The sequence below is a fragment of the Streptomyces albospinus genome (assembly GCF_014648695.1).
GTDB lineage: Bacteria > Actinomycetota > Actinomycetes > Streptomycetales > Streptomycetaceae > Streptomyces > Streptomyces albospinus.
Genome location: NZ_BMRP01000008.1, coordinates 112,244 through 132,163, shown reverse-complemented (window position 1 = coordinate 132,163; position 19,920 = coordinate 112,244). Strand labels below are relative to the sequence as shown.

The 19,920-nt window shown below is 72.3% G+C and carries 18 protein-coding genes; 10 read left to right on the top strand and 8 right to left on the bottom strand.

Annotated elements, in window-relative coordinates; genetic code table 11:
- Positions 1–88 precede the first annotated feature (88 nt).
- Complete coding sequence (locus IEZ17_RS13730; RefSeq protein ID WP_189299847.1) at positions 89–244, bottom strand: hypothetical protein; 156 nt, start codon at positions 242–244, stop codon at positions 89–91.
- Between the two features lie 380 nt (positions 245–624).
- On the opposite strand from IEZ17_RS13730, the gene IEZ17_RS13725 reads away from it, so the two are divergent.
- Positions 625–2,361, top strand: a complete 1,737-nt coding sequence (locus IEZ17_RS13725; RefSeq protein WP_189299845.1) for a hydrogenase maturation protein — start codon at positions 625–627, stop codon at positions 2,359–2,361.
- Between the two features lie 174 nt (positions 2,362–2,535).
- On the opposite strand, the gene IEZ17_RS13720 is transcribed toward IEZ17_RS13725, so the two are convergent.
- Together IEZ17_RS13720 and IEZ17_RS42325 are read right to left on the bottom strand one after the other, a co-directional pair.
- Complete coding sequence (locus tag IEZ17_RS13720) at positions 2,536–2,928, bottom strand: winged helix-turn-helix domain-containing protein (RefSeq protein WP_229852244.1); 393 nt, start codon at positions 2,926–2,928, stop codon at positions 2,536–2,538.
- Between the two features lie 546 nt (positions 2,929–3,474).
- On the bottom strand, positions 3,475–4,188 hold the full coding sequence (locus IEZ17_RS42325) for a CGNR zinc finger domain-containing protein (protein WP_229852243.1): 714 nt from the start codon (positions 4,186–4,188) through the stop codon (positions 3,475–3,477).
- Between IEZ17_RS42325 and IEZ17_RS42320 the strand changes: the two genes are divergently transcribed.
- The 5 genes from IEZ17_RS42320 to IEZ17_RS13695 all read left to right on the top strand — a co-directional run bounded on the left by IEZ17_RS42320 (position 4,075) and on the right by IEZ17_RS13695 (position 8,802).
- Positions 4,075–4,467, top strand: coding sequence for an MFS transporter (locus IEZ17_RS42320; RefSeq protein ID WP_229852261.1), 393 nt, complete (start codon positions 4,075–4,077; stop codon positions 4,465–4,467). The two genes, IEZ17_RS42325 and IEZ17_RS42320, sit on opposite strands and share 114 nt — an antisense overlap.
- The gene (locus IEZ17_RS13710; protein WP_229852242.1) at positions 4,353–5,201 is read left to right on the top strand and encodes an MFS transporter; all 849 of its coding nucleotides are present in this window, start codon (positions 4,353–4,355) and stop codon (positions 5,199–5,201) included. Before IEZ17_RS42320 ends, IEZ17_RS13710 begins: the two co-directional genes overlap by 115 nt.
- A gap of 108 nt (positions 5,202–5,309) precedes the next feature.
- Positions 5,310–6,266 (top strand): hypothetical protein, encoded by a 957-nt coding sequence (locus tag IEZ17_RS13705; RefSeq protein WP_189299844.1) that lies wholly within the window; start codon positions 5,310–5,312, stop codon positions 6,264–6,266.
- Between the two features lie 161 nt (positions 6,267–6,427).
- Positions 6,428–7,879, top strand: a complete 1,452-nt coding sequence (locus IEZ17_RS13700; protein ID WP_189300091.1) for an amino acid permease — start codon at positions 6,428–6,430, stop codon at positions 7,877–7,879.
- Positions 7,880–7,914: 35 nt separating this feature from the next.
- Positions 7,915–8,802: a GNAT family N-acetyltransferase gene (locus IEZ17_RS13695; RefSeq protein WP_189299842.1), complete on the top strand. Its 888-nt coding sequence runs from the start codon at positions 7,915–7,917 to the stop codon at positions 8,800–8,802.
- A 10-nt stretch (positions 8,803–8,812) separates the two neighbouring features.
- Here IEZ17_RS13695 and IEZ17_RS13690 read toward each other — a convergent pair whose 3' ends face one another.
- The 3 genes from IEZ17_RS13690 to IEZ17_RS13680 form a co-directional block, all read right to left on the bottom strand.
- Positions 8,813–9,319, bottom strand: coding sequence for a DinB family protein (locus IEZ17_RS13690; RefSeq protein WP_189299840.1), 507 nt, complete (start codon positions 9,317–9,319; stop codon positions 8,813–8,815).
- A 116-nt stretch (positions 9,320–9,435) separates the two neighbouring features.
- Positions 9,436–9,627 carry a hypothetical protein gene (locus tag IEZ17_RS13685; protein ID WP_189299839.1) on the bottom strand — a complete coding sequence of 64 codons (192 nt, stop codon included), beginning with the start codon at positions 9,625–9,627 and terminating at the stop codon, positions 9,436–9,438.
- A 111-nt stretch (positions 9,628–9,738) separates the two neighbouring features.
- Positions 9,739–12,165 (bottom strand): SpoIIE family protein phosphatase, encoded by a 2,427-nt coding sequence (locus tag IEZ17_RS13680; RefSeq protein WP_189299837.1) that lies wholly within the window; start codon positions 12,163–12,165, stop codon positions 9,739–9,741.
- Positions 12,166–12,361: 196 nt separating this feature from the next.
- On the opposite strand from IEZ17_RS13680, the gene IEZ17_RS13675 reads away from it, so the two are divergent.
- Positions 12,362–13,156: a VOC family protein gene (locus IEZ17_RS13675; RefSeq protein ID WP_229852241.1), complete on the top strand. Its 795-nt coding sequence runs from the start codon at positions 12,362–12,364 to the stop codon at positions 13,154–13,156.
- 170 nt (positions 13,157–13,326) lie between these two features.
- Here IEZ17_RS13675 and IEZ17_RS13670 read toward each other — a convergent pair whose 3' ends face one another.
- On the bottom strand, positions 13,327–14,973 hold the full coding sequence (locus IEZ17_RS13670; RefSeq protein WP_444544823.1) for a S1 family peptidase: 1,647 nt from the start codon (positions 14,971–14,973) through the stop codon (positions 13,327–13,329).
- Between the two features lie 319 nt (positions 14,974–15,292).
- Between IEZ17_RS13670 and tdh the strand changes: the two genes are divergently transcribed.
- From tdh to IEZ17_RS13655, 3 genes are read left to right on the top strand one after another with little or no spacing between them, the layout of a single operon-like run.
- Positions 15,293–16,321, top strand: coding sequence for an L-threonine 3-dehydrogenase (tdh, locus tag IEZ17_RS13665; RefSeq protein ID WP_189299832.1), 1,029 nt, complete (start codon positions 15,293–15,295; stop codon positions 16,319–16,321).
- A 41-nt stretch (positions 16,322–16,362) separates the two neighbouring features.
- Positions 16,363–17,556, top strand: a complete 1,194-nt coding sequence (locus tag IEZ17_RS13660; RefSeq protein ID WP_189299831.1) for a glycine C-acetyltransferase — start codon at positions 16,363–16,365, stop codon at positions 17,554–17,556.
- Positions 17,557–17,607: 51 nt separating this feature from the next.
- Positions 17,608–18,516, top strand: coding sequence for a LysR family transcriptional regulator (locus IEZ17_RS13655; RefSeq protein WP_189299830.1), 909 nt, complete (start codon positions 17,608–17,610; stop codon positions 18,514–18,516).
- 13 nt (positions 18,517–18,529) lie between these two features.
- On the opposite strand, the gene IEZ17_RS13650 is transcribed toward IEZ17_RS13655, so the two are convergent.
- Positions 18,530–19,570: a PHP domain-containing protein gene (locus IEZ17_RS13650; RefSeq protein ID WP_189299828.1), complete on the bottom strand. Its 1,041-nt coding sequence runs from the start codon at positions 19,568–19,570 to the stop codon at positions 18,530–18,532.
- Positions 19,571–19,920 lie beyond the last annotated feature (350 nt).

Genomic DNA, 19,920 nt, shown 5'->3' with positions numbered 1-19,920 from the left:
ATTCCGGGCGCCGCGCCCGGCGGGCCGGCGGCGGGGGAAGTCGCCGACGGCCCGCCTCGGGCCGTCGGGCGGCCGGGGGACCGGCGTTTCAGGAAATGCAGCCGGCCTTGGGCGCCGCGCTGATGCAGCCGGCCTTGGGTGCGGCGCTGATGCAGCCGTCCTTCGCCGCCTGCTGGGCGGAGTTGGCGGCTATCCAGCCCTGCCAGATGTCGTCCTGGGCCATCTTCTTGATGAGCTGCTCCACGGGGACCTCCGAAAGGTGTGGGGAAGGGGAGGCGGCGACCGGTGCCGCCCGGATGACCTGCGCCGATGCCGCCACCACCGAAAGTAAAAGGAGTGCCAAGTCAATGTCAATGGCGGGCAATATCGGGTGACGGGAAGAGGGGCGGGGTGCGCCAACTTTGGCGGGATTCCATCGAGATGATCGGCTGCGGAACTTTCTGACGGAGGGTCAACTGGACGGATGGGCCGCGCCGTCGTAAGGCGCCGCCCGGCGACCGCCGCCCGGGTCTGATCGGGTTTCGTTCGGGTGACCTGTCCAGCGGGTCCGAGGCCTCCCGGCCGCGCACGGGGAACGATCACGACCGTCCACCGATCAACCCTGCACCCACCCGGGAGTCCGTCGTGCGCATTCTGCTCATCGCGGGCGCGTTCAACAGCCTGACGCAGCGCGCCTACGCCGAACTCACCGACCGCGGGCACCGCATCGCCGTCGAGCTGGTCACCCGCGAGACACCGCTCGCCGGGCTCGTACCGCGGCACGCGCCCGAGCTGATCGTGGCCCCGATGCTCAAGACGGCCATCCCCCGGGAGGTGTGGTCGGCCTGCCCCTGCCTGATCGTGCACCCCGGCCCGCTCGGTGACCGCGGCCCCTCCTCAGTGGACTGGGCGGTGCACCTGGGTGCGGACCAGTGGGGCGTCACCGTCCTCCAGGCCAACGACGAGATGGACGCCGGCGATGTCTGGGCGACGGTCAACTGCCCCGTCCCCGACGTGGGCAAGAGCGACCTGTACCGCAACGAGATCGCGGACGCGGCGATGGCGGCGCTGCTGACCGCCGTCGACCGCTTCGCGTCCGGCGGCCACCGCCCGCAGCCCCAGCACGCGCTGGCGCCCGACCGCATCATCGGCTGCCCCCGGCCACCGCTCCGCCAGGACGCCCGCCGCATCAACTGGTCCACCGACCCGACCGCCACCGTGGTCCGCACCCTGCGCGCCGCCGACTCCCAGCCCGGTGTACGGGACGAACTGCTCGGCGAGACCTGGTTCCTGCACGGCGGCCACCCCGAGGACACCCTGACCGGGCGGCCCGGCGAACTTCTCGCCACCCGCCACGGCGCCGTCTGCCGGGCGACCGCCGACGGCGCCGTATGGATCCCCGAACTCCGGCAGCCGCGCGCCCCGGGGGAGCCCGCCACCTTCAAACTGCCCGCGACCCTCGCGCTCGGCGACCGCCTTCCGCCGCTGCCCGAGGTGCCGGCCCCGCTGGAGCCCACCGAAGACGCCCGCACCTGGACCGACATCCGCTACCACGAGGACGGACCGGCCGGATTCCTGCGCTTCTCCTTCCCCGGCGGCGCGATGAGCACCGACCAGTGCCGGCGGTTGCTCGCCGCGTACGAGTACGCCTGCGCCCGGCCCACGTCCCTCCTGGTCCTCGGCGGCCGGCGGGACTTCTTCTCCAACGGCATCCACCTCAACGTCATCGAGGCCGCCGCCGACCCCGCCGCGGAGTCCTGGGCCAACATCAACGCCATCGACGATCTGGTGCACGCCGTCCTGACCACCACCGACCGGTTGGTGGTCGCCGCGCTCGGCGGCAACGCGGCGGCCGGCGGGGTGATGCTGGCGCTCGCCGCCGACGAGGTGTGGTGCCGCTCCGCGGCCGTCCTCAACCCCCACTACCGGCTGATGGGGCTCTACGGCTCGGAATACTGGACGTACACCCTGCCCGGCCGGGTCGGGGCCGAGACCGCGGACCACCTCATGGCGCGGGCCCTGCCGGTCAGCGCCGGAAGCGGGCAACTGCTGGGACTGGTCGACCGGATCATCGACTGCGCCCCGGAGGACTTCGCCGACCGCACCGCGGGACTCGCCCGCCGGCTGGCCGCGGCGCCCGCCACCCCGGCCCGGATCGCCGCCAAGAAGGCCGACCGGGAGCGGGACGAGGGGCGGCGCCCGCTCGCCGCCTATCGGGACCACGAACTGGCCCGAATGCACCGGACGTTCTTCGACCCCGAGGAGCCCTACCACGCCCTGCGGCGCGCCTTCGTCCGCAAGGAGCCCCCGGTCGGCACCCCGGCCCACCTGTTGACGGTGGCCGGGACGTTGGCCGAAACGTGCCGGGACGGGGAGAGTTGAGACGTCCGGCGCGGGCCGGCGTCTCCAGGGAGGCGCCCCCACCGTCGGTCGGCTGACATGGCGTCAGCGGGCCGGTGGCCGATCTTCCCATCGGCCACCGGCCCGCACGCCTCCGCCCGGTGGACTGCCGCCGGGCGGCCCCGGGTGTGCTTCCGGTCGTTCAGCGCCCGCGGTTCACGGCATCGGGAGGTACTTGTACCCGATCCCGAAGACGGTGCTGATGGACTTGCGCCGGCGCGGTCCGAGCCGCCGCCGCAGCCGGGCGATATGGACGTCCACGGTGCGGGCGCTGGACTGGCAGTCCGGCCAGACCGCGTCCATCAGCTGTTGTCGGGTGAACGCCCGCTGCGGGTGCAAAACCAGGTGGGCGAGCAGGTCGAATTCCAGCCGGGGGACGTTCAGTTGCCGACCGTCGATGGAGACCGTCCGGGCGGCCTCGTCGATCTGGATCGGGTCCGGCCGCACGGCGCGGGCCCGGACGTGCGCGCCGACCGCGGCCGGGCCGGGCGGCGCTTCACACGGTGGTGCGAGGATGATCCGGAGCTCGTCCGAGGTCGGTCGGTGCATCGATACAGGCTCCAAATCGTGCAAGGTGAGCTGCCACTTGCCGTCGGGAAGCCGATCGACCGCCAGGGGCGGGCCTTCGCCGGGGCCGGCCATCGCCGGCCGGCTGAAGTCGGCCTCCAGTCGCAACGCAAGGGGGGTCGTCGAGGAGTTCAAAAACATGATCTGGGCCCATTCCTCTTGCAAAGCAGGCGTGTTCGGACAGACATGGCGGTGCTCGACGTTCGGGGTGCTGTTCTGCTGCGCAGCGATCACGGCGCAGCCCACGTACGGTGCCGGGCCGGGGCGCCGGCACTCGTGATGCGGGTGCACCCATCGGGGCAATCGCTCCCTTCGTGCTCGGGAGTACGAGTGCGCCCATGCCCGTGTTCAGCCATGACGTGATGCGAAGTCACGGCTCCGGTCCGAACGAACGCTACATGTGATCGCGCGCTTCCGGATAGTAGCTTCCGCTAATTACGGTTGCTCTTGAGCCGATTTCATGTTTGCCGGGCTTCGCGTCCGGCGGCGATGCGGCGCACCGGTTCGACGGCGGGCCGGTGGATTGGTTTAACGGACACCGTTTCTTCGGCTGTCCCTCAGGCCCGCGCGGGCGCGGTGCCGGCGTACCGCATCGCGGTCGGCGCAGGTGGGGGAGCGGTAGCGCTGCCGTCCGGCACGGCTGAAGTCCGCATACGCATGACCGCATTCGGCCAGTGCGCAGCGGCCGAGCCGGTGCGTGCCCAGGCCGGTCAGATGCAGTGCGGTGCCGACACTGCCCACCGCCCGCAGCACTCCACCGAGGCTCTGGCCGTCCTCCCGGTAGTGGATGTGCCGGCCGCCGTTGGCGTGATCGGTCACCCTGGGGTGGCAGGCCGCGTCCGCGAGGAGCGCGTTGAGCAGCGCCGCCCGGCGCTCGTCCGCGGGGGCGTCGACGACCTCGGCCCAGCGGTCCGGGAAGGCCGGCACCACGGTCGGATCGGCCTCCGTCACCGGGCGGTCCAGGGCCATCCCGGCGGCGGTGGAGCGTTCGGCCAGTTCGTCCGCGCTGGTCGGCGGGGAGGTGGTGAGCTCGATCTCATAGCGGACCGCGTCCGCCCCGTAAGGGGGGTCGCCGCCCGGGCGGTGCAGGGCATCGCCGGCGCGGCGATGTTCGCCCCCCTCGTCCCGCTGATCGGTCTGGCCTATGAGGGGCGGGACCACGCCCGCGCCTTCGCCGTCCGGGGTGCGGTCGCCGGGGCGGCGGCGGGCATCGGCAACGTCGCCGGCGGCATGCTCACCCAACTCCCGTCCTGGCAGTGGATCTTCTACGGTGCGCTGCCGCTCTGCGCGGTCGCCCTCCGGCCTGCCACCGATGTGCCGGCCGATCACCCGGTACGCCGGTGCCGATCGACTGGCCGGGAATCGCCGCCTTCACCCTCGCCGCGACCGGGATCACCTTCGGCTTCGTGCGCGGCGGCGAGGCCGGGTGGTGCGACGCCTCGACCCTGTTCGGGTTCGGGCCGGGTGCGGCGCTGCTGCTCGCGTTCGCCGTCGTCGAGCGGGCGTCGGCACATCCGATGATCCCGCTCGCACCGTTCCGCACGCCCGCGTTCGACGGGCTGGTGCTCGCGTCGGGCGCCTACTGCCTCGGCGCGTTCGCCTTCCTGCCGGTGCTCTGGCTCTGGCTCCGGAACGGCGCCGGGCCCAGCTTCTTCGCCGCCTCGCTGGTGATCACCGCTCAGCCGCTAGCCTTCTTCGCCACCTCCGCACTGGCCGGCGGCGCGCTGCACCGGATGCCCGCCCGGTGGAGCATCGGGGGGGGCGGCACCCTGCTCGTCGGCCTCGGTGATCTGGTGCTGCTGCTCGTGGCGCAACCCGGTACCTCCTGGCCGGTGTTGCTGCCCGGGCCGGGGGTCACCGGCGTCGGCGCGGGGTCGGTGTCACCCGTGCTGCCGGCGGTCGCGATGGCCTCGGCGCCGCCGGCGCGCTCCGGTGTCGCCGCCGCGGCGGCCAACAGTGCCCGCCAGCTCGGACCGGCGCTGGGCGTCGCGCTGTCGGGCACCGTCTTCCACCGCTCGGTGCCGGGAACCGGCGCGGGCGCCTCGGCGGTGGCGTACGCGGACGGGCTGAGCGAGGTGTTCCTCGTGGCGGGCGTGATCGGGGGCCGGGGGCCTGGTGGCCGGTGCGGTGTGTGTGAAGGAGCGAATATGCCAATCGACCGCCCGAGGCGGTGGTTTGATTTTCAATCTCATGGCGGCGAAAAGGTGCGGAACCAGATATTCCAGACGAGTGTTTTCGAAATGAGGAGGAAATGAGTAGGGTGTGGGCCGCCGCCGTTCGACCAGCGGTGGCGGTCCAGCCGAATTCGGCATGGACGGAATACGTGGGAGTCGCAAGGCATCCGCGTGGACCGGGAGGGGAACATGCCGGCCGACTCCTTCGAGGGGCACTATGTGTGGAGCCCGGCGGCCGATGACCGGGCGCTGGCGCGCGCGTGTATGGATGTCCGGGCCGGGCGGTACTTGAGCGCCCATGAGGTGCTCAAGGAGGCCCGCCAGGATTTCGAGGTCCGGGCCCACCGTTCCCTGGTGCTGGCGTCCGTGGCGGCCGACTCCGATCTGGCCGAGCGCTGGCTCGACGAAGAACCCGGCCCGGAAGCGGCCCTTTTATGGTCACGGGTGGCGATGCTCCGGGCGCTGCGTATGGCCGACGCCGGTGACCGGCGGGCGGGCGCCCTCGTACGGATAGCGCAGACGGCCTGCGAGCGAGCCGCGAAAACGGCGCCCGAGGACCCCACTCCCTGGGTCGCCCAGCTCGCCCTGGCGCGGCTCGAACGGCAGCAGGACCCCGCTCCCAAGGGGCTGCTGACCTCGCCCATCGGCCCCTGGTACCTCTTCGCGCACATCCTCCGGCTCGACCCGTGGCACCGCGAGGCGCACCATCGCTTCCTCGCGTTCTTCTTCACCCGCTACGGCGGCTCCTCCAGCGCGAGCTGGGACGTCGCCGCCTTCCTGAGCCAGCGGGCCGCCGCGTCCTCACCGCTCCGGCTGCTGCCGCTGGTGGCGCTGGTCGAGGACTACAACCCGGACGCCCTGCTGGCGGACCGCACCTGGGAACAGCCGCAGTGGATCACCACCGCCATGGGGATCTACAACAACTGGTTTCCGCAGGTGGCCGGTTACCGCTTCACCCCGGTGCTCGATCTTTCCTATCTGGCCCATGCGCTCTACATGGCGAAACACGAATTCGAGGCCCGGGAAGTCCTCACCGCCATGGGGCCCTATGCCTCCCGTATGCCCTGGAGCGTCTTCGGTGATCCCGAGGAACAGCTCACCAAAGCCCGCCGATCCTGTGGCCTCCCCGTTCCGCACGCTGTGTGACGCGCCGACCGACTGTTTCGACGATCCGTCGATCATCCCCCACCAGAAAGGTTGCGGTAGTGCCCGAGCGTACCTCGTCCCCCACTCGCGCGAAAAACCGCTCGAAAGTGCCCGACAACGCGGATCCCGTCGCTCTCGACGATGATGCGACGCTGCATGCCATGGGTTATCCGCGGAAACTCACCCGGAGATTCCGCGCCTTCGACAATTTCGCCATCTCGTTCACGATCATCAATATCATCTCAGGCATCTTCTCGTCCTTCGGCTTCGGCATGGGCGCCGGTGGTCCACGCATTCTGGTATTCGGCTGGATCGGCGTCTCGGTCATGGTGCTGTTCGTGGGTGCCGCGATGGGCGAGATCGCCTCCGCGTACCCGACCAGCGGTGCGCTCTACTTCTCGGCCGGCAAGCTCGCCAAGCGGCACCAGGGCGCCTGGTCCTGGTACACGGGCTGGCTCAACTTCGTCGGCCAGGTCGGCGGCACCGCCGCCACCAACTTCGCCGCCGCCACCTTCGTCCAGGCGTTCATCGCCATGCAGTGGCCGTCCTACGTGCCCACCGCACCGCAGACGGTGGCCATCACCGCGGCCATTTTGCTGGTGCAAGCCCTGGCAAACACCTACACCGTGCGGCTCGTTGCCGTACTGAACCGGATTTCGGTGTGGTGGCTGCTGATCGGCATGGTGGTGATCGTCGGCGCGCTGGCGCTGATTCCGACGCACCATCAATCCCCGTCGTTCGCCGTGCACTTCGCGAACAACACCGGCTTCACCAACGCTATTTACGGCGGAATGCTCGGACTGCTCGTCACCAGCTGGACGTTCACCGGTTTCGACGGCAGCTTCCACATGTCCGAAGAAACGGTGAAGGCGACCGTCAACGCGCCGCGTGGGATCATGCGTGCGATCAGCTACTCCGCCATCACCGGCCTGATCCTCATGCTCGCTCTGGTGTACGCCATCCGTGACTATGGCCACGCCGCGAAGGCGGATGCCCCGCCGGTGCAGATTCTCGTCGACGCTCTCGGTGTGGACACCGCGAAGTTCCTGCTGCTCATCGTTATCGGCGCCATGCTGTTCTGCGGCCTCGCCAACATGACCAGCAATACCCGGCAGATCTTCGCCTTCTCCCGCGACGGCGCGATGCCCGGCTCCCGTTGGTGGCATTCGGTCTCCGCGCGCACCCGCACCCCCGTCAAGGCCGTGTGGCTCGCCGCGGCCTGCCCGCTGGTCCTGGTGGTGCCCGGCTGGTGGTCGCACACCGCCTTCACCGCGGTCGTCAGCGTCAATGTCGTCGGGCTCTTCCTCGCCTACGGCGTGCCCATCTTCCTGCGGCTGCGGCTGACCCACTTCCAGGCCGGACCATGGAATCTGGGCCGCTACGGCAAGCCCGTCGCCGCCGTCGCGGTCATCTGGATCGCCGTCAGCAACGTGCTCTTCATGCTCCCGCAGGCGTACCCGGTCACCCCGGAATCCTTCAACTACGCCCCGATCGCGCTGGCAGTGGTGCTGCTGATCGCCACGGTCTGGTGGTTCGCCACCGCCCGCCGCCGGTTCCAGGGCCCGGTCAGCTACGGCAGCCCCGACGAAGTCGCGGCCATGGACCTGATCTGACCCCACAGCACCCCACCAGAAGGGACGCACCCCACATGCGACCGCTCAGCGACACCTCGCAGCTGCCCCCGCGCACCCCGGATGAACTCACCGTCACCGCCGCCCCGTTGGACCTCTGGCACGACGTGGTGCAGTGGACCGCCGACGAAGGCTGGAACCCCGGCCGCGGCGACATCGCCTGCTTCCACCCGACCGACCCCGACGGCTTCTTCATCGGCCGCCGCGGAGACCGGACCCTCTCGGCCGTCTCCGTCGTCAACTACTCGGACCGCTACGCCTTCCTGGGCTACTACCTCGTCGCCCCCGGCCACCGCGGCGAGGGCCACGGACTCGCCACCTGGCGCGCCGCCGTCCCGCACGCCGCGGCCCGTACGGTCGGCCTGGACGCGGTCCCCGCCCAGCAAGCCACCTACCGGCGCGCCGGGTTCACCCCCGCGTACGACACCCTCCGCTACACCGGCCGCCCCACCCCCGCCGGCGCGACCCCGCCGGAGGTCGTACCGGTCTCCGCCGCCCACCTCGACGCCGTCGCCGCCTACGACCGCCGCTGCTTCCCCGCCGACCGGCGCGGCTTCGTCGCCCGCTGGCTGACGGCCGACGGCCACACCGCCCGGGTCTTCCTGCGGGACGGTGCGGTCGCCGGCTACGGAGTGATCCGGCCCGCCCGGTCCGGCCACCGCATCGGCCCGCTCTTCGCCGACACACCCCGGGCCGCCGAAGCGCTCTTCGACGCGCTCACCGCCCCGCTCGACCCGGCCGACGAGGTCACCATGGACATCCCGGAACCCCGCGGCGCCGCCCACGCCCTCGCCACCGCCCGCGGCCTGACCCCCAGGTCGCACACCGTGCGGATGTACACCGGGCCGGTCCCGGCGGTGGACGAGGAGCGCACCTTCGGCGTGACGAGTCTGGAACTGGGCTAGATCCGAGCGCTCAGGCGCCCACGACCCCGTCGATGCCCTCCCGCAGGAAGTCGGCGTGGCCGTTGTGCCGGGCGTACTCATGGATCATGTGCAGCATCACCAGGCGGAGCGAGACCTCCTCGCCCCACCTGGGCTGGTAGGCGGTCACATCGAGCGAGACCGCCGCCTGTTCGATGCGGCGGGCGTGGGCCACCTCGGTCTGCCAGGCTTCGAAGGCCGCGGCGCGGGTGGCCCCGCTCGCGTCGTACGCCGCCTGGAAGTCGCCCTCGTCGGACCAGACGAGCGGGATGTCCTCCCCGTTGATCACCCGGCGGAACCAGGTCCGTTCGACCTCGGCCATGTGCCGCACCAGGCCGAGCAGCGTGAGCGTCGACGGCGGCATCGAGCGGCTGCGCAACTGCTCGTCGGTGAGGCCGTCGGTCTTCATGGCGAGCGTGGCCCGGTGGAAGTCGAGATAGGCCCGAAGGGTCTCCCGCTCACCGGCGACTCGGGGCGGATCGATGCGTTCGGTGGTCATGGGAAGCGAGGGTAGCGGCGGGCGCACGCGCGCAGGCCGGCGCCGGCCGCTGTGCCGCGGCCGGCGCGCACCCCGCCCGCCGCCCCGAGGGACGGCGGCGTGCCGTGGTGCGGCTGTCAGGGGAGGTACCGCTCGATGGCGGCGGCCCCCTTCTCCTCGATGAGACGCTTGGCCCACTCCAGGCTCTCGGGTGTCGGCTCCCGCCCCGACGCCCTCACCAGATCTTCCGCATCGAAGGGCCGCTCGCCACCGGTGTACAGCTCGGCCGGCCGCCGCTCGGCCGGGGTCTTGCCGCCATTGGTCGTCACAGGTCCTCCTCTGTCCGCGCCCGCCGAGTCGCCGGGACCTCGCTGGTTCCATCATGGGACGGGCTCCGGAGACCCGCACGGCGTGCACCGGGCCGCCGGCCCCGCGCCCGGTCAGCCCACCGGCCGCGGCGCCCCCGGATACCCGGGCGGAAACTCCTGCTCGGTCCAGATGGTCTTGCCGAACGGCGTGTACCGCGTCCCCCAGCGCTGGACCAGCTGCGCCACGATGAACAGCCCCCGCCCGCCCTCGTCGTCGCTCGCGCTGTGCCGCAGGTGCGGCGCGGTGTGGGCGGTGTCCGACACCTCCGTCAGCAGCGTCAGATCGCGCAGCAGCCGCAGATGCACCGGCCCCGCCGCGTACCGCACCGCGTTGGTGACCAGCTCGCTGACCACCAGCTCACCGGCGTACGACAGCTCCTCCAGGCCCCACGCCCGCAGCTGCCCGGTGGCCAGCTCACGGGCCGTACCCACCGCGGCCGGCTCGGCGGGCAGCTCCCAGGCGGCCACCTGCCGGATGTCCAGCTCCCGGGTGCGCACCAGCAGCAGTGCCGCGTCGTCCGGTGCCGCCCCGCCCGGCAGCAGCTCCGCCAGCGCCCGGTCGCACAGCTCCTCCAGCGGCTGCCGGTGCTCCCGCAGCACCCCGCCGAGGAGGTCCAGCCCGGCGTCGACGTCCCGGTCGCGGCCCTGGAGCAGACCGTCGGTGAACAGGGCGAGCAGACTGCCCACCGGCAGCTCGGTCTCCCAGCACTCGAACGGCAGGCCGCCCAGCCCCAGCGGCGGGCCGGCCGGCAGATCCGGGAAGGTCACCCGGCCGTCGGGGTCCACCACCGCAGGCGGCGGATGCCCGGCCCGTGCCATCGTGCAGCGCCGCGACACCGGGTCGTACACCGCGTACAGACAGGTCACCCCGGTCGCCATGTCGTCCGGACCGGGCTCCGCCGCGGCCCCGGCCGCCCGCTCCTCCGGCGTCTGCCCCACCAGGTCGTCCAGCCGGCTGAGCAGTTCGTCCGGCGCCAGGTCCAGCCGCGCCAGCGCCCGTACGGTCGTCCGCAGCCGCCCCATCGTGGCCGCCGCCTGGAGGCCGTGGCCGACCACGTCGCCCACCACCAGCCCGACCCGGGTCCCGGACAGCCCGATGACGTCGAACCAGTCGCCGCCGACCCCGGCCCGGTCGTCGCTCGGCAGATACCGGTAGGCCGCGTCGACCGCCGACTGGGCGGGCAGGCGCTGCGGCAGCAGATTGCGCTGGAGGGTCAGGGCCGCGGCGTGCTCCCGGGCGAAGCGGCGGGCGTTGTCCAGCGACACCGCGGTACGGAGGACCAGCTCGTCGGCGAGGTCGATCTCCCCGCTGTCGAAGATCGCGGGGTGCGTGCCGCGGGAGAACGTGACCAGCCCCATCTGCCGGCCGCCGGTCCGCAGCGGTACGACCATGGTCCGCTCGTCGCGGATCATCCCGCCCGAGGACAGACTCCGGTACTGGAGCGTGCCCGGCCGGTAGACCACCGGGTACGGCGCACGCGGCGGCTCGTCCGGCCCGTCGGCCGCGGAACGGGCCGCCACCCGCACCAGTGCCGGCACCCCGCTCCCACCCGGCTCCGGATCCCCGCCCGCCAGCACGGACCGCACCAGATCGACGGTCACCTCGTCGGCGAACTCCGGCACCGCGACCTCGGCGACCTCCCGCGCGGTGACGGTCATGTCGAGCGTGGTGCCGATCCGGCTGCCGGCCTCCACGAGGAGGTTCAGCCGGCGCTGCGCCCGATAGCGGTCGGTGATGTCGAAGGAGTCCTCGCACACCCCCAGCACCCGGCCGTCCGGATCCTGGAGCCGGTAGTACGAGCAGGACCACACGTGCTCGGTCCCCGGGTCGGTCGGCTGCTCGCCCACGAAGTGCAGATCGACGATCGACTCACCGGTCGCCAGCACATGCCGCATCACCGTGTCCAGCCCGTGCGGATACCCCTCCGTCACGAACTCGCCCGGATACAGCTCGTCCGCCCGCTTGCCGGTCAACTCCCACAGCGGCAGCCCGATCTCCCGCCCGTACGAGGTGTTGAACCACGTCAGCCGCAGATCGCCGTCATAGATCGCCAGCCCCACCGGCGACCGGGTGGCCAGCCCGTGCAGCATCGCCTGCCGCGACTCCCACGTCCGCAGGTCCGCAAGCGCCGCCGCCACCAGCACCCGGGCCGGCCGCGCCCCGTCATCGGAGGCCGCATCGGCCGGCGGGGCATCGTGCAGCGCGCACACCGTGATCGCCACCGGCAGCGGCCGGCCGTCCGCATGCCGCGCCGTACGGACCTCGATGTCCCGCCCCGGCAGTGTCGTCGCCGCCCCGGAGTTCCCGGGCGATGCGGGCGGCAGAAAGGTCTCCACTGGCCGCCCGACGATGTCCTCCGGCGCGTAACCCAGCAACTGCCGGGCGGCCGGACTCCACCCGATGACCCGGCCCCGGGCGTCCAGAACCGCAGTGGCCGCCCTGGTGACGTCGAGGGGACCACGGAAGTCGGCGCTCTCCGCCGCGTTCCATGTGTTCATGGCATCTGTCCAGCCCGGTTCCGTACTTTCCAGCATCGAGCCGGGGCCGGAGCCGCACAACCGGCCCTGCCCCGAGCGGGGGCCGCGGCCGTCCCTTGGTGCGGGCCCGGCGGGTCGCTGGCACAGTGGGGAGGGGCGCCGGCCAGGAGGCACGCCGGCCTGTCGGGCAGAACCGAGCAGCTGGAGGCAGATGGCCATGCCGTCCCCACGCTCCACCACTCCGGTACGCGGCGCACCCTGCTGGGTGAGTCTGACAACCCGCGATCTGCGGTCCGCGCAGGCGTTTTACGGCGCCGTGCTGGGCTGGCGGTTCCGGCCGGCCAGCCTGGGGGAGGAGTTCTCGGTCGCGCTGCTGGACGGGGAGCCGGTCGCCGGACTCGGTGCGCCGGCGCCCAGTTTCCGGGCCGCGGTGGCCTGGACCGCGTACTTCGCGGTGGAGAACGCCGATGACACCGCCGCGCGGATCCGGGAGCGCGGGGCCACCGTGGCGGTCGGGCCGCTGAAGCTGGGCCCCGGCCGGGCCGCCCTCGGCGCCGACCAGGACGGTGCCACCTTCGGCTTCTGGGAGGGCCGGACCACGGCCTGGTCGGTGGGGCTGGGCAGCGCGCCGGCGCTCCTGGAACTGCGCACCCGGGACGCGTTCGCCGCCGCCATCTTCTACGCGGAGGTCCTCGACTGGGCGTCCGAGCGGCCGGGCGGCTGCCAGGTGACGTACGAGCACGACCAGGTGGTCGTCCACGACGACACGCACACCGTCGCGCTGCTGCGCGGCGGCGCCGTCGAGGCTGCGCCGGATCCCCGGGTGCGCCCCCAGTGGCACGTGCACTTCCGGGTGCGGGACATCGAGGCGGTGCGGGATGCCGCGGTGGCCGCCGGCGGGACCGCCACGCCGGTGACCGCGACCCGGGACGGCACGGGCAGCCAGGCGCTCATCCGCGACCCCGACGGGGGCCTGTTCACGGTGACGTCCCCCGTGCAGGTTCCGGCCTGACAACAGGGGACCTCCGCACTCAGGACTCCGCACGCAGGACTCCGCGCTCGGAACTCGGAACTCCGAACTCCGCGCTCACGGGCCGGTCCTGGGCTGCCGGACCCGCCCGCCCACCTGGTCAATGCGGGCGGGCAGGTCCGGCAGGACAGTCAACTCCCTTTCTTCCGGGGTCAGTTCGGGGAGGTTCCGCTCCCCGAACCGGGGTCGCCGCCGCTGCCGGCTCCGGGGGCCTGGGCTCCGGTACCGGGGTCCTGGCCGCCGGTACCCGGGTCCTGCGTTCCCGCGCCGGCCGTCGAGCCCGGGTCCTGGGTGCCCGCACCGGAGCTGCCGGCACCGCCGGTTGAGGCCCCCGCGTCGCCGCCGCCTGCGCCGTTGCCGCCGCCTGCGCCGTTGCCGCCTCCCGTGCCGTTGCCGCCTCCCGTGCCGTTGCCGTTCCCGGCTCCGATCTCCGCCCCCGTGGCCTGGAGTGCGGCGGTGACCGGCTGGAAGAACGTCTGGCCGCCACTCTTGCAGTCGCCGCTGCCGCCGGAGGTCAGCCCGACGGCCGCGTCGCCGGAGAACATCGAGCCGCCGCTGTCGCCGGGCTCCGCGCAGACGTCCGTCTGTATGAGGCCGTTGACGATATCGCCGTTGCCGTAGTTGACCGTCGCGTCCAGGCCGGTGACGGTGCCGTCGTGGAGCCCGCTGGTGGAGCCCGACCGCTGGACCTTCATGCCGACGGCGGCCTCCGCGGCCTTGGTGATCTGCTGGGTGCTGCCGTTGCCCAGGTCGACCGCGCTCTGCGGCTTCGCGCCGGGGTCGTTGTAGGTGACCAGCGCGAAGTCGGTCTTCGGGAACTGGGAGGTGGTGACGGTGCCCAGCGGTTGGCCGCCCTGGTCCGCCGACCAGGTCTTGGAGTCGTTGCCGCAGTGACCCGCCGTCAGGAATGCGGGCGCGCCCTTCACCGTGACGTTGAAACCCAGGGAACAGCGGGCGTTGCCACCGAAGATGGCACTGCCGCCGATCGGGCCGGCGGCGTTGCCGCCGCCCTGTCCGCCGCCACCGTTCTGCCCGGCACCGCCGCCGGTCTGTTCGCCGCCGGTCTGTCCGCCGTTGCCCTGACCGGCACCACCGTTCTGCCCTGCGCTGCCGCTCTGCCCGGCGCCGCCGTCGCTCTGCCCGGCGCCGCTGCCCGCCGAACCGCCCGCCGAAGCGCCTGCCGAACTCCCCGCCGATCCACCCGCGTCGGCGCCCCCGCCGCTGCCCGCGCTGCCGCCGGCCATGCCACCCGCGTAGCCGCCGTCGTACCGCTGGAACACGCCCTGGGACCGCTGGACGGTGACCATGCCCGCGCCCATCCCCGCGGTGGCCTTGGTGAGCCTGGCCATCTTTGCGCCGGTGACCGTTCTGTCGGCGGTCACCACGATCTTGTTGGTCTTCGGGTCGATCGACCACGCGGTGCCGGGCACCGAGGCGGTGTCGCGCAGGGTCTTCGTGCCGGCCTTCAGCGCGGTCAGGCTGTTGTGGACGACCTTGGCCACGGCGCCCTTGGCCGTGACGCTGTCCGCGGCGTCCTGCGACAGCACGTTCACGACGAGGTGGCCGTTCGCACCGTCCAGGTACCAGCCGGCGGTGCGGTCCCCGAGATCCGCCTTGAGCGCCGCCGCCAGCTGGGTGGCGGCGTGGCTGCTGAGCGTCCGCGGCGCCGCCGGCCGGTCCGTACTCGCATGGGCGTTGGGGAGCAGGACCGCCGCGCCCACGATGGCGGCCGTGGCCGCGCCGGCTATGACGCCGGTCCGCTTGTTCACATGTCGGTGGCTCAATTCACTGACCTCCAGGGACGCACAGGGTGGGGGCACACGGGCAGCTGCGGTGCGTCGCGTCGGCACCCGTGCGTTGCCATCCAGTCCTACGCAGCCCCGCCCGCCCCGGGCCCCGGGCACTCAAGCTGTGATGAATTCCGACGTTCACCGCTGCGAAGCCCTACACTCCCCGGCCCGCCCGCCCGGCCGGGCGTGAAGGGCAGCTGTGGCCGCGCTTAAGAAATCCTCGATGGACCGGGCGCCCGCCGTAGGGGAGATTTCTGGCCGGGGACCGGGGGGCCGGATCGCGCCCCCGTGACAGCACAGCACCTCTTCACGTACGGGAGCTCTAACGGTGAAGGCACTGGTCAAGCAGAAGGCGGAGCCGGGCCTCTGGCTCACGGACGTGCCGGAGCCCGCGGTCGGCGCGGGAGATGTGCTGATCAAGGTGCTGCGCACCGGCATCTGCGGCACGGACCTGCACATCCGGTCGTGGGACGGCTGGGCCCAGCAGTCCATCAGCGCCCCGCTGACAATCGGCCACGAATTCGTCGGCGAGGTCGTCGAAACCGGCCGGGACGTGGCCGATATCCGCGCCGGTGATCTGGTCAGCGGCGAGGGCCACCTGGTCTGCGGCAAGTGCCGCAACTGCCTGGCCGGCCGCCGCCACCTGTGCCGGGCCACGGTCGGCCTCGGCGTCGGCCGGGACGGCGCGTTCGCCGAGTACGTGGCGCTGCCGGCGGCCAATGTGTGGGTGCACCGGGTCCCGGTCGACCTCGACATCGCCGCGGTCTTCGACCCCTTCGGCAACGCCGTGCACACCGCACTGTCCTTCCCCCTGGTCGGCGAGGACGTGCTGATCACCGGTGCCGGGCCGATCGGGATCATGGCGGCGGCGGTCGCCCGGCACGCCGGGGCCCGCAAGGTGATGATCACGGACGTCAGCGAGCAGCGCCTCGAACTGGCCCGGAAGGTCGGCGTCAGCCTCGCCCTCGACGTCGGCCGGTCCTCGATCGCGGACGGCCAGCGCCAACTGGGCCTGCGCGAGGGCTTCGACGTCGGCCTGGAGATGTCCGGCCGCCCCGAGGCGCTGCGCGACATGATCGGCAACATGACGCACGGCGGCCGGATCGCCGTACTGGGCCTGCCGTCCCAGGAGTTCCCGGTCGACTGGTCCCGGATCGTCACCTCCATGATCACCATCAAGGGCATCTACGGCCGGGAGATGTTCGAGACCTGGTACGCGATGTCGGTCCTGCTCGAAGGCGGCCTCGACCTCGCGCCGGTGATCACCGGCCGCTATCCGTACCAGGAGTTCGACGCCGCCTTCGCCGACGCGGCCGGCGGCCAGGGCGGCAAGGTCATCCTCGACTGGGCAGCCTGATCCCGGCCCGGTCCCCTCAACGCACCCTTAAGGAAGGCCCCATGTTCGACTCCGTACGCGATGACCTGCGCACCACCCTCGACGAGATCCGCGCCGCCGGCCTGCACAAGCCCGAGCGGGTCATCGGCACCCCGCAGTCCGCCACCGTCGCGGTCACCGCCGGCGGCCGTCCCGGCGAGGTCCTCAACTTCTGCGCCAACAACTACCTGGGCCTGGCCGACCACCCCGAGGTCGTCGCCGCCGCCCACGAAGCGCTCGACCGCTGGGGCTACGGCCTGGCCTCGGTCCGGTTCATCTGCGGTACGCAGGAGGTCCACAAGGAGCTGGAGCAGCGGATCGCCGGATTCCTCGGCCAGGAGGACACCATCCTCTACTCCTCCTGCTTCGACGCCAACGGCGGTGTCTTCGAGACCCTGCTCGGCCCGGAGGACGCGGTCATCTCCGACGCCCTCAACCACGCCTCCATCATCGACGGCATCCGGCTCTCCAAGGCCCGCCGCTTCCGCTACGCCAACCGCGACATGGCCGACCTGGAGCGCCAGTTGAAGGAGGCCGAGGGCGCCCGCCGCACCCTCGTCGTCACCGACGGCGTCTTCTCCATGGACGGCTACCTGGCGCCGCTGCGCGAGATCTGCGACCTGGCCGAGCGCTACGGCGCGATGGTGATGGTCGACGACTCGCACGCGGTGGGCTTCGTGGGTCGCGGCGGGCGCGGCACCCCCGAGCTGCACGGCGTGATGGACCGCGTCGACATCATCACCGGCACCCTCGGCAAGGCGCTCGGCGGCGCCTCCGGCGGCTATGTCGCCGCCCGCGCCGAGATCGTCGCCCTGCTGCGCCAGCGCTCCCGCCCGTACCTCTTCTCCAACTCGCTGGCGCCGGTGATCGCGGCGGCCTCCCTCAAGGTGCTCGACCTGCTGGAATCCGCCGGTGACCTGCGCGAGCGCCTGCACGCCAACACCGCGCTGTTCCGCTCCCGGATGACCGAGGAGGGCTTCGAGATCCTTCCGGGCGAGCACGCCATCGCCCCGGTGATGATCGGCGACGCGGCGGAGGCGGGCCGGATGGCGGAGCTGCTGCTGGAGCGCGGGGTGTACGTCATCGGGTTCTCGTACCCGGTCGTCCCGCAGGGGCAGGCGCGGATCCGCGTCCAGCTGTCCGCCGCGCACTCCACGGACGACGTGCATCGCGCGGTGGACGCCTTCGTGGCCGCCCGCGCCGCGCTGGCGCACTGAAGCCATCCGTCCACGAGGGAGCAACCGGCCGCGTCCTGCGAGACTGGAAGCATGATCGAAGCACGCCGGCTGCACATCCTCCGTGCACTGGCCGACCACCGCACGGTCACCGCCGCGGCAGCCGCGCTCTATCTCACGCCCTCGGCGGTCTCCCAGCAGTTGGCGGCCCTGGAGCAGGAGACCGGCCACCGCCTTGTGGAGCGCGGCGCCCGCGGTGTCCGGCTCACCGCCGCGGGCGACATCCTGCTCGGCCACGCCAACGCCGTCCTGGCCCAGCTGGAGCGCGCCGAGTCGGAGCTCGCCGCCTACGAGGCGGGGGAGGCGGGCACGGTGACGGTGGCGGCGTTCGCGACCGGCATCGGCCTGGTGCTCGCCCCGGCGATCACCGAGCTGGCCCGGTCCGCGCCCGGCATCCGCGTCCGCGTCCAGGATGCCGAGGGCGACGCCAGCCTGCTGATGGTCCTGGACCGGCAGGTCGATGTCGCGGTCGCGGTGGAGTACCGCGGCGCGCCGGGCGAGGACGATCCGCGGCTGACCCGTGTCCCGCTGTACGCGGAGCCGTTCGACGCGGTGCTGTCGCCCGGCCACCCGCTGGCCGGTGCGGAGCGGGTGCCGCTGGCCGATCTGGCCAAGGACCCCTGGATCGGCCCGTACTCCGGCAACCCCTGCCACGACGTGGTCGTCCTGGCCTGCGAGTACGCCGGTTTCGAGCCGCGCCTGGAGCATTCCTCGGACGACTTCCGCGCAGTGGTGGCCCTCGCCTCCGCCGGCGCGGGCGTCGCGCTGGTACCGCGCTCGGCGCTGCGCGGGATGGATCTGACGGAGGCGGTGGTCCGCCCGGTCGACGGCGTCGCCCCCACCCGCCGGGTCTTCGCCGCGGTACGCCGCGGCGCCGAGGACCATCCGCTGCTCCGCCCGGTGCTCACGGCGCTGCGGACGGCGGCGGCAGCCCAGGGCTGACCGGGCGGGGCGGTCAGCCGGCGGCCCGGTGCGGTGTCCGGCCGGTGCGGGTCCAGGTCGCCAGTTGGCGGGCGGTCCAGGTGGTGATGACCCGCTCCGCCGGGACGCCGCACTCCTCGGCGCGGGCGCATCCGTATATCTGCCAGTCCAGCTGGCCGGGCGCGTGCGCGTCGCTGTCGATGGCGAAGAGGGTGCCGGCGTCGACGGCCTGCCGCAGCAGCCGGCGCGGCGGATCGAACCGGTCCGGGCGGCAGTTGATCTCCACGGCCGTGCGGTGCTCGGCGCACGCCGCGAAGACCTCCCCGGCGTCGAACTCCGATTCCGGGCGCGGCTTGCCGGTGATCTGCCGCCCGGTGCAGTGGCCCAGGACGTCCACGAGCGGGTTGCGTACCGCGGCCAGCATCCGGCGGGTCATCGGGCCCTTCGCCATCCGCAGCGTGGAGTGGATCGAGGCGACCACCACATCGAGTGCGTCCAGCAGCTCCGGCTCCTGGTCGAGCGAGCCGTCGTCGAGGATGTCGCATTCGATGCCGGTCAGCAGCCGGAACGGCGCCAGGTGCACGTTCACCGCCGCGACCAGCGCCAGCTGCTGCCGCAGCCGCTCGGCGGTCAGCCCGCGGGCGACGGTCAGCCGGGGGGAGTGGTCGGTCAGCACGCACCAGTCGTGCCCGAGGTCGCGGGCGGCCCCGGCCATCGCCTCCACGGGGCTGCCGCCGTCCGACCAGTCCGAGTGCAGATGGCAGTCCCCGCGCAGCGCCCGCAACAGCCTCTGCCCCCGCTCCCCTTCGACCAGCGGGCCGCCGGCCTCCTCTTCCATCCGCGCCAGGTAGGCGGGCTGCCGCCCGGCGAGGGCCTCTTCGACGGCCCGGGTGGTTTTCGGGCCGAGTCCTTTGAGGCGGCCCAGCGTTCCGTTCTCCGCCCGCTCGCGCAGTTCCTCATCCGCCAGTTCGCCGATGACCGACGCCGCCGTGCGGAACGCCTGCACCCGGTACGTGACCGCTCCCTGCCGCTCCAGCAGGAACGCGATCCGCTCCAGGGCCGCTACGGGATCCACCTCCCCACCGTGCCCCAGCAGGGGACCGGCTGCCACCGCGAGCGGTGCCGCGAACTTCCCCTATCGCAGTTATGCGAATATGTCCGTTCTCTGGATAGTCGATCCGTTTCCACGGTAATGGCGCATGGATAGGGGTGGTCATTCCGGTCATTACCACAGGGGAAGTCGCAGAGAATCATGTCCGGTTAAAGCCTCTGCAACATCCCGTGCGAGTGTTCGAAACACTCGCCGGACTTCCCGCCGGGGTGCCGTGCTGTGAAGTCGTAAAGATTGGTGGCCTTCGGCAAATCTGCACACCGAATGCGCAGTCAGCACACGCCCGATGGTTTTGCGCCCCGGTCCTGACCTGC

Coding starts and splice junctions, on each gene's coding strand:
- IEZ17_RS13720 (WP_229852244.1), bottom strand. CDS start 2,928: ATGCACCGACCGACCTCGGACGAGCTCCGGATCATCCTCGCACCACCG.
- IEZ17_RS13705 (WP_189299844.1), top strand. CDS start 5,310: ATGCCGGCCGACTCCTTCGAGGGGCACTATGTGTGGAGCCCGGCGGCC.
- IEZ17_RS13700 (WP_189300091.1), top strand. CDS start 6,428: ATGGGTTATCCGCGGAAACTCACCCGGAGATTCCGCGCCTTCGACAAT.
- IEZ17_RS13695 (WP_189299842.1), top strand. CDS start 7,915: ATGCGACCGCTCAGCGACACCTCGCAGCTGCCCCCGCGCACCCCGGAT.
- IEZ17_RS13690 (WP_189299840.1), bottom strand. CDS start 9,319: ATGACCACCGAACGCATCGATCCGCCCCGAGTCGCCGGTGAGCGGGAG.
- IEZ17_RS13680 (WP_189299837.1), bottom strand. CDS start 12,165: ATGAACACATGGAACGCGGCGGAGAGCGCCGACTTCCGTGGTCCCCTC.
- IEZ17_RS13675 (WP_229852241.1), top strand. CDS start 12,362: ATGCCGTCCCCACGCTCCACCACTCCGGTACGCGGCGCACCCTGCTGG.
- IEZ17_RS13660 (WP_189299831.1), top strand. CDS start 16,363: ATGTTCGACTCCGTACGCGATGACCTGCGCACCACCCTCGACGAGATC.
- IEZ17_RS13655 (WP_189299830.1), top strand. CDS start 17,608: ATGATCGAAGCACGCCGGCTGCACATCCTCCGTGCACTGGCCGACCAC.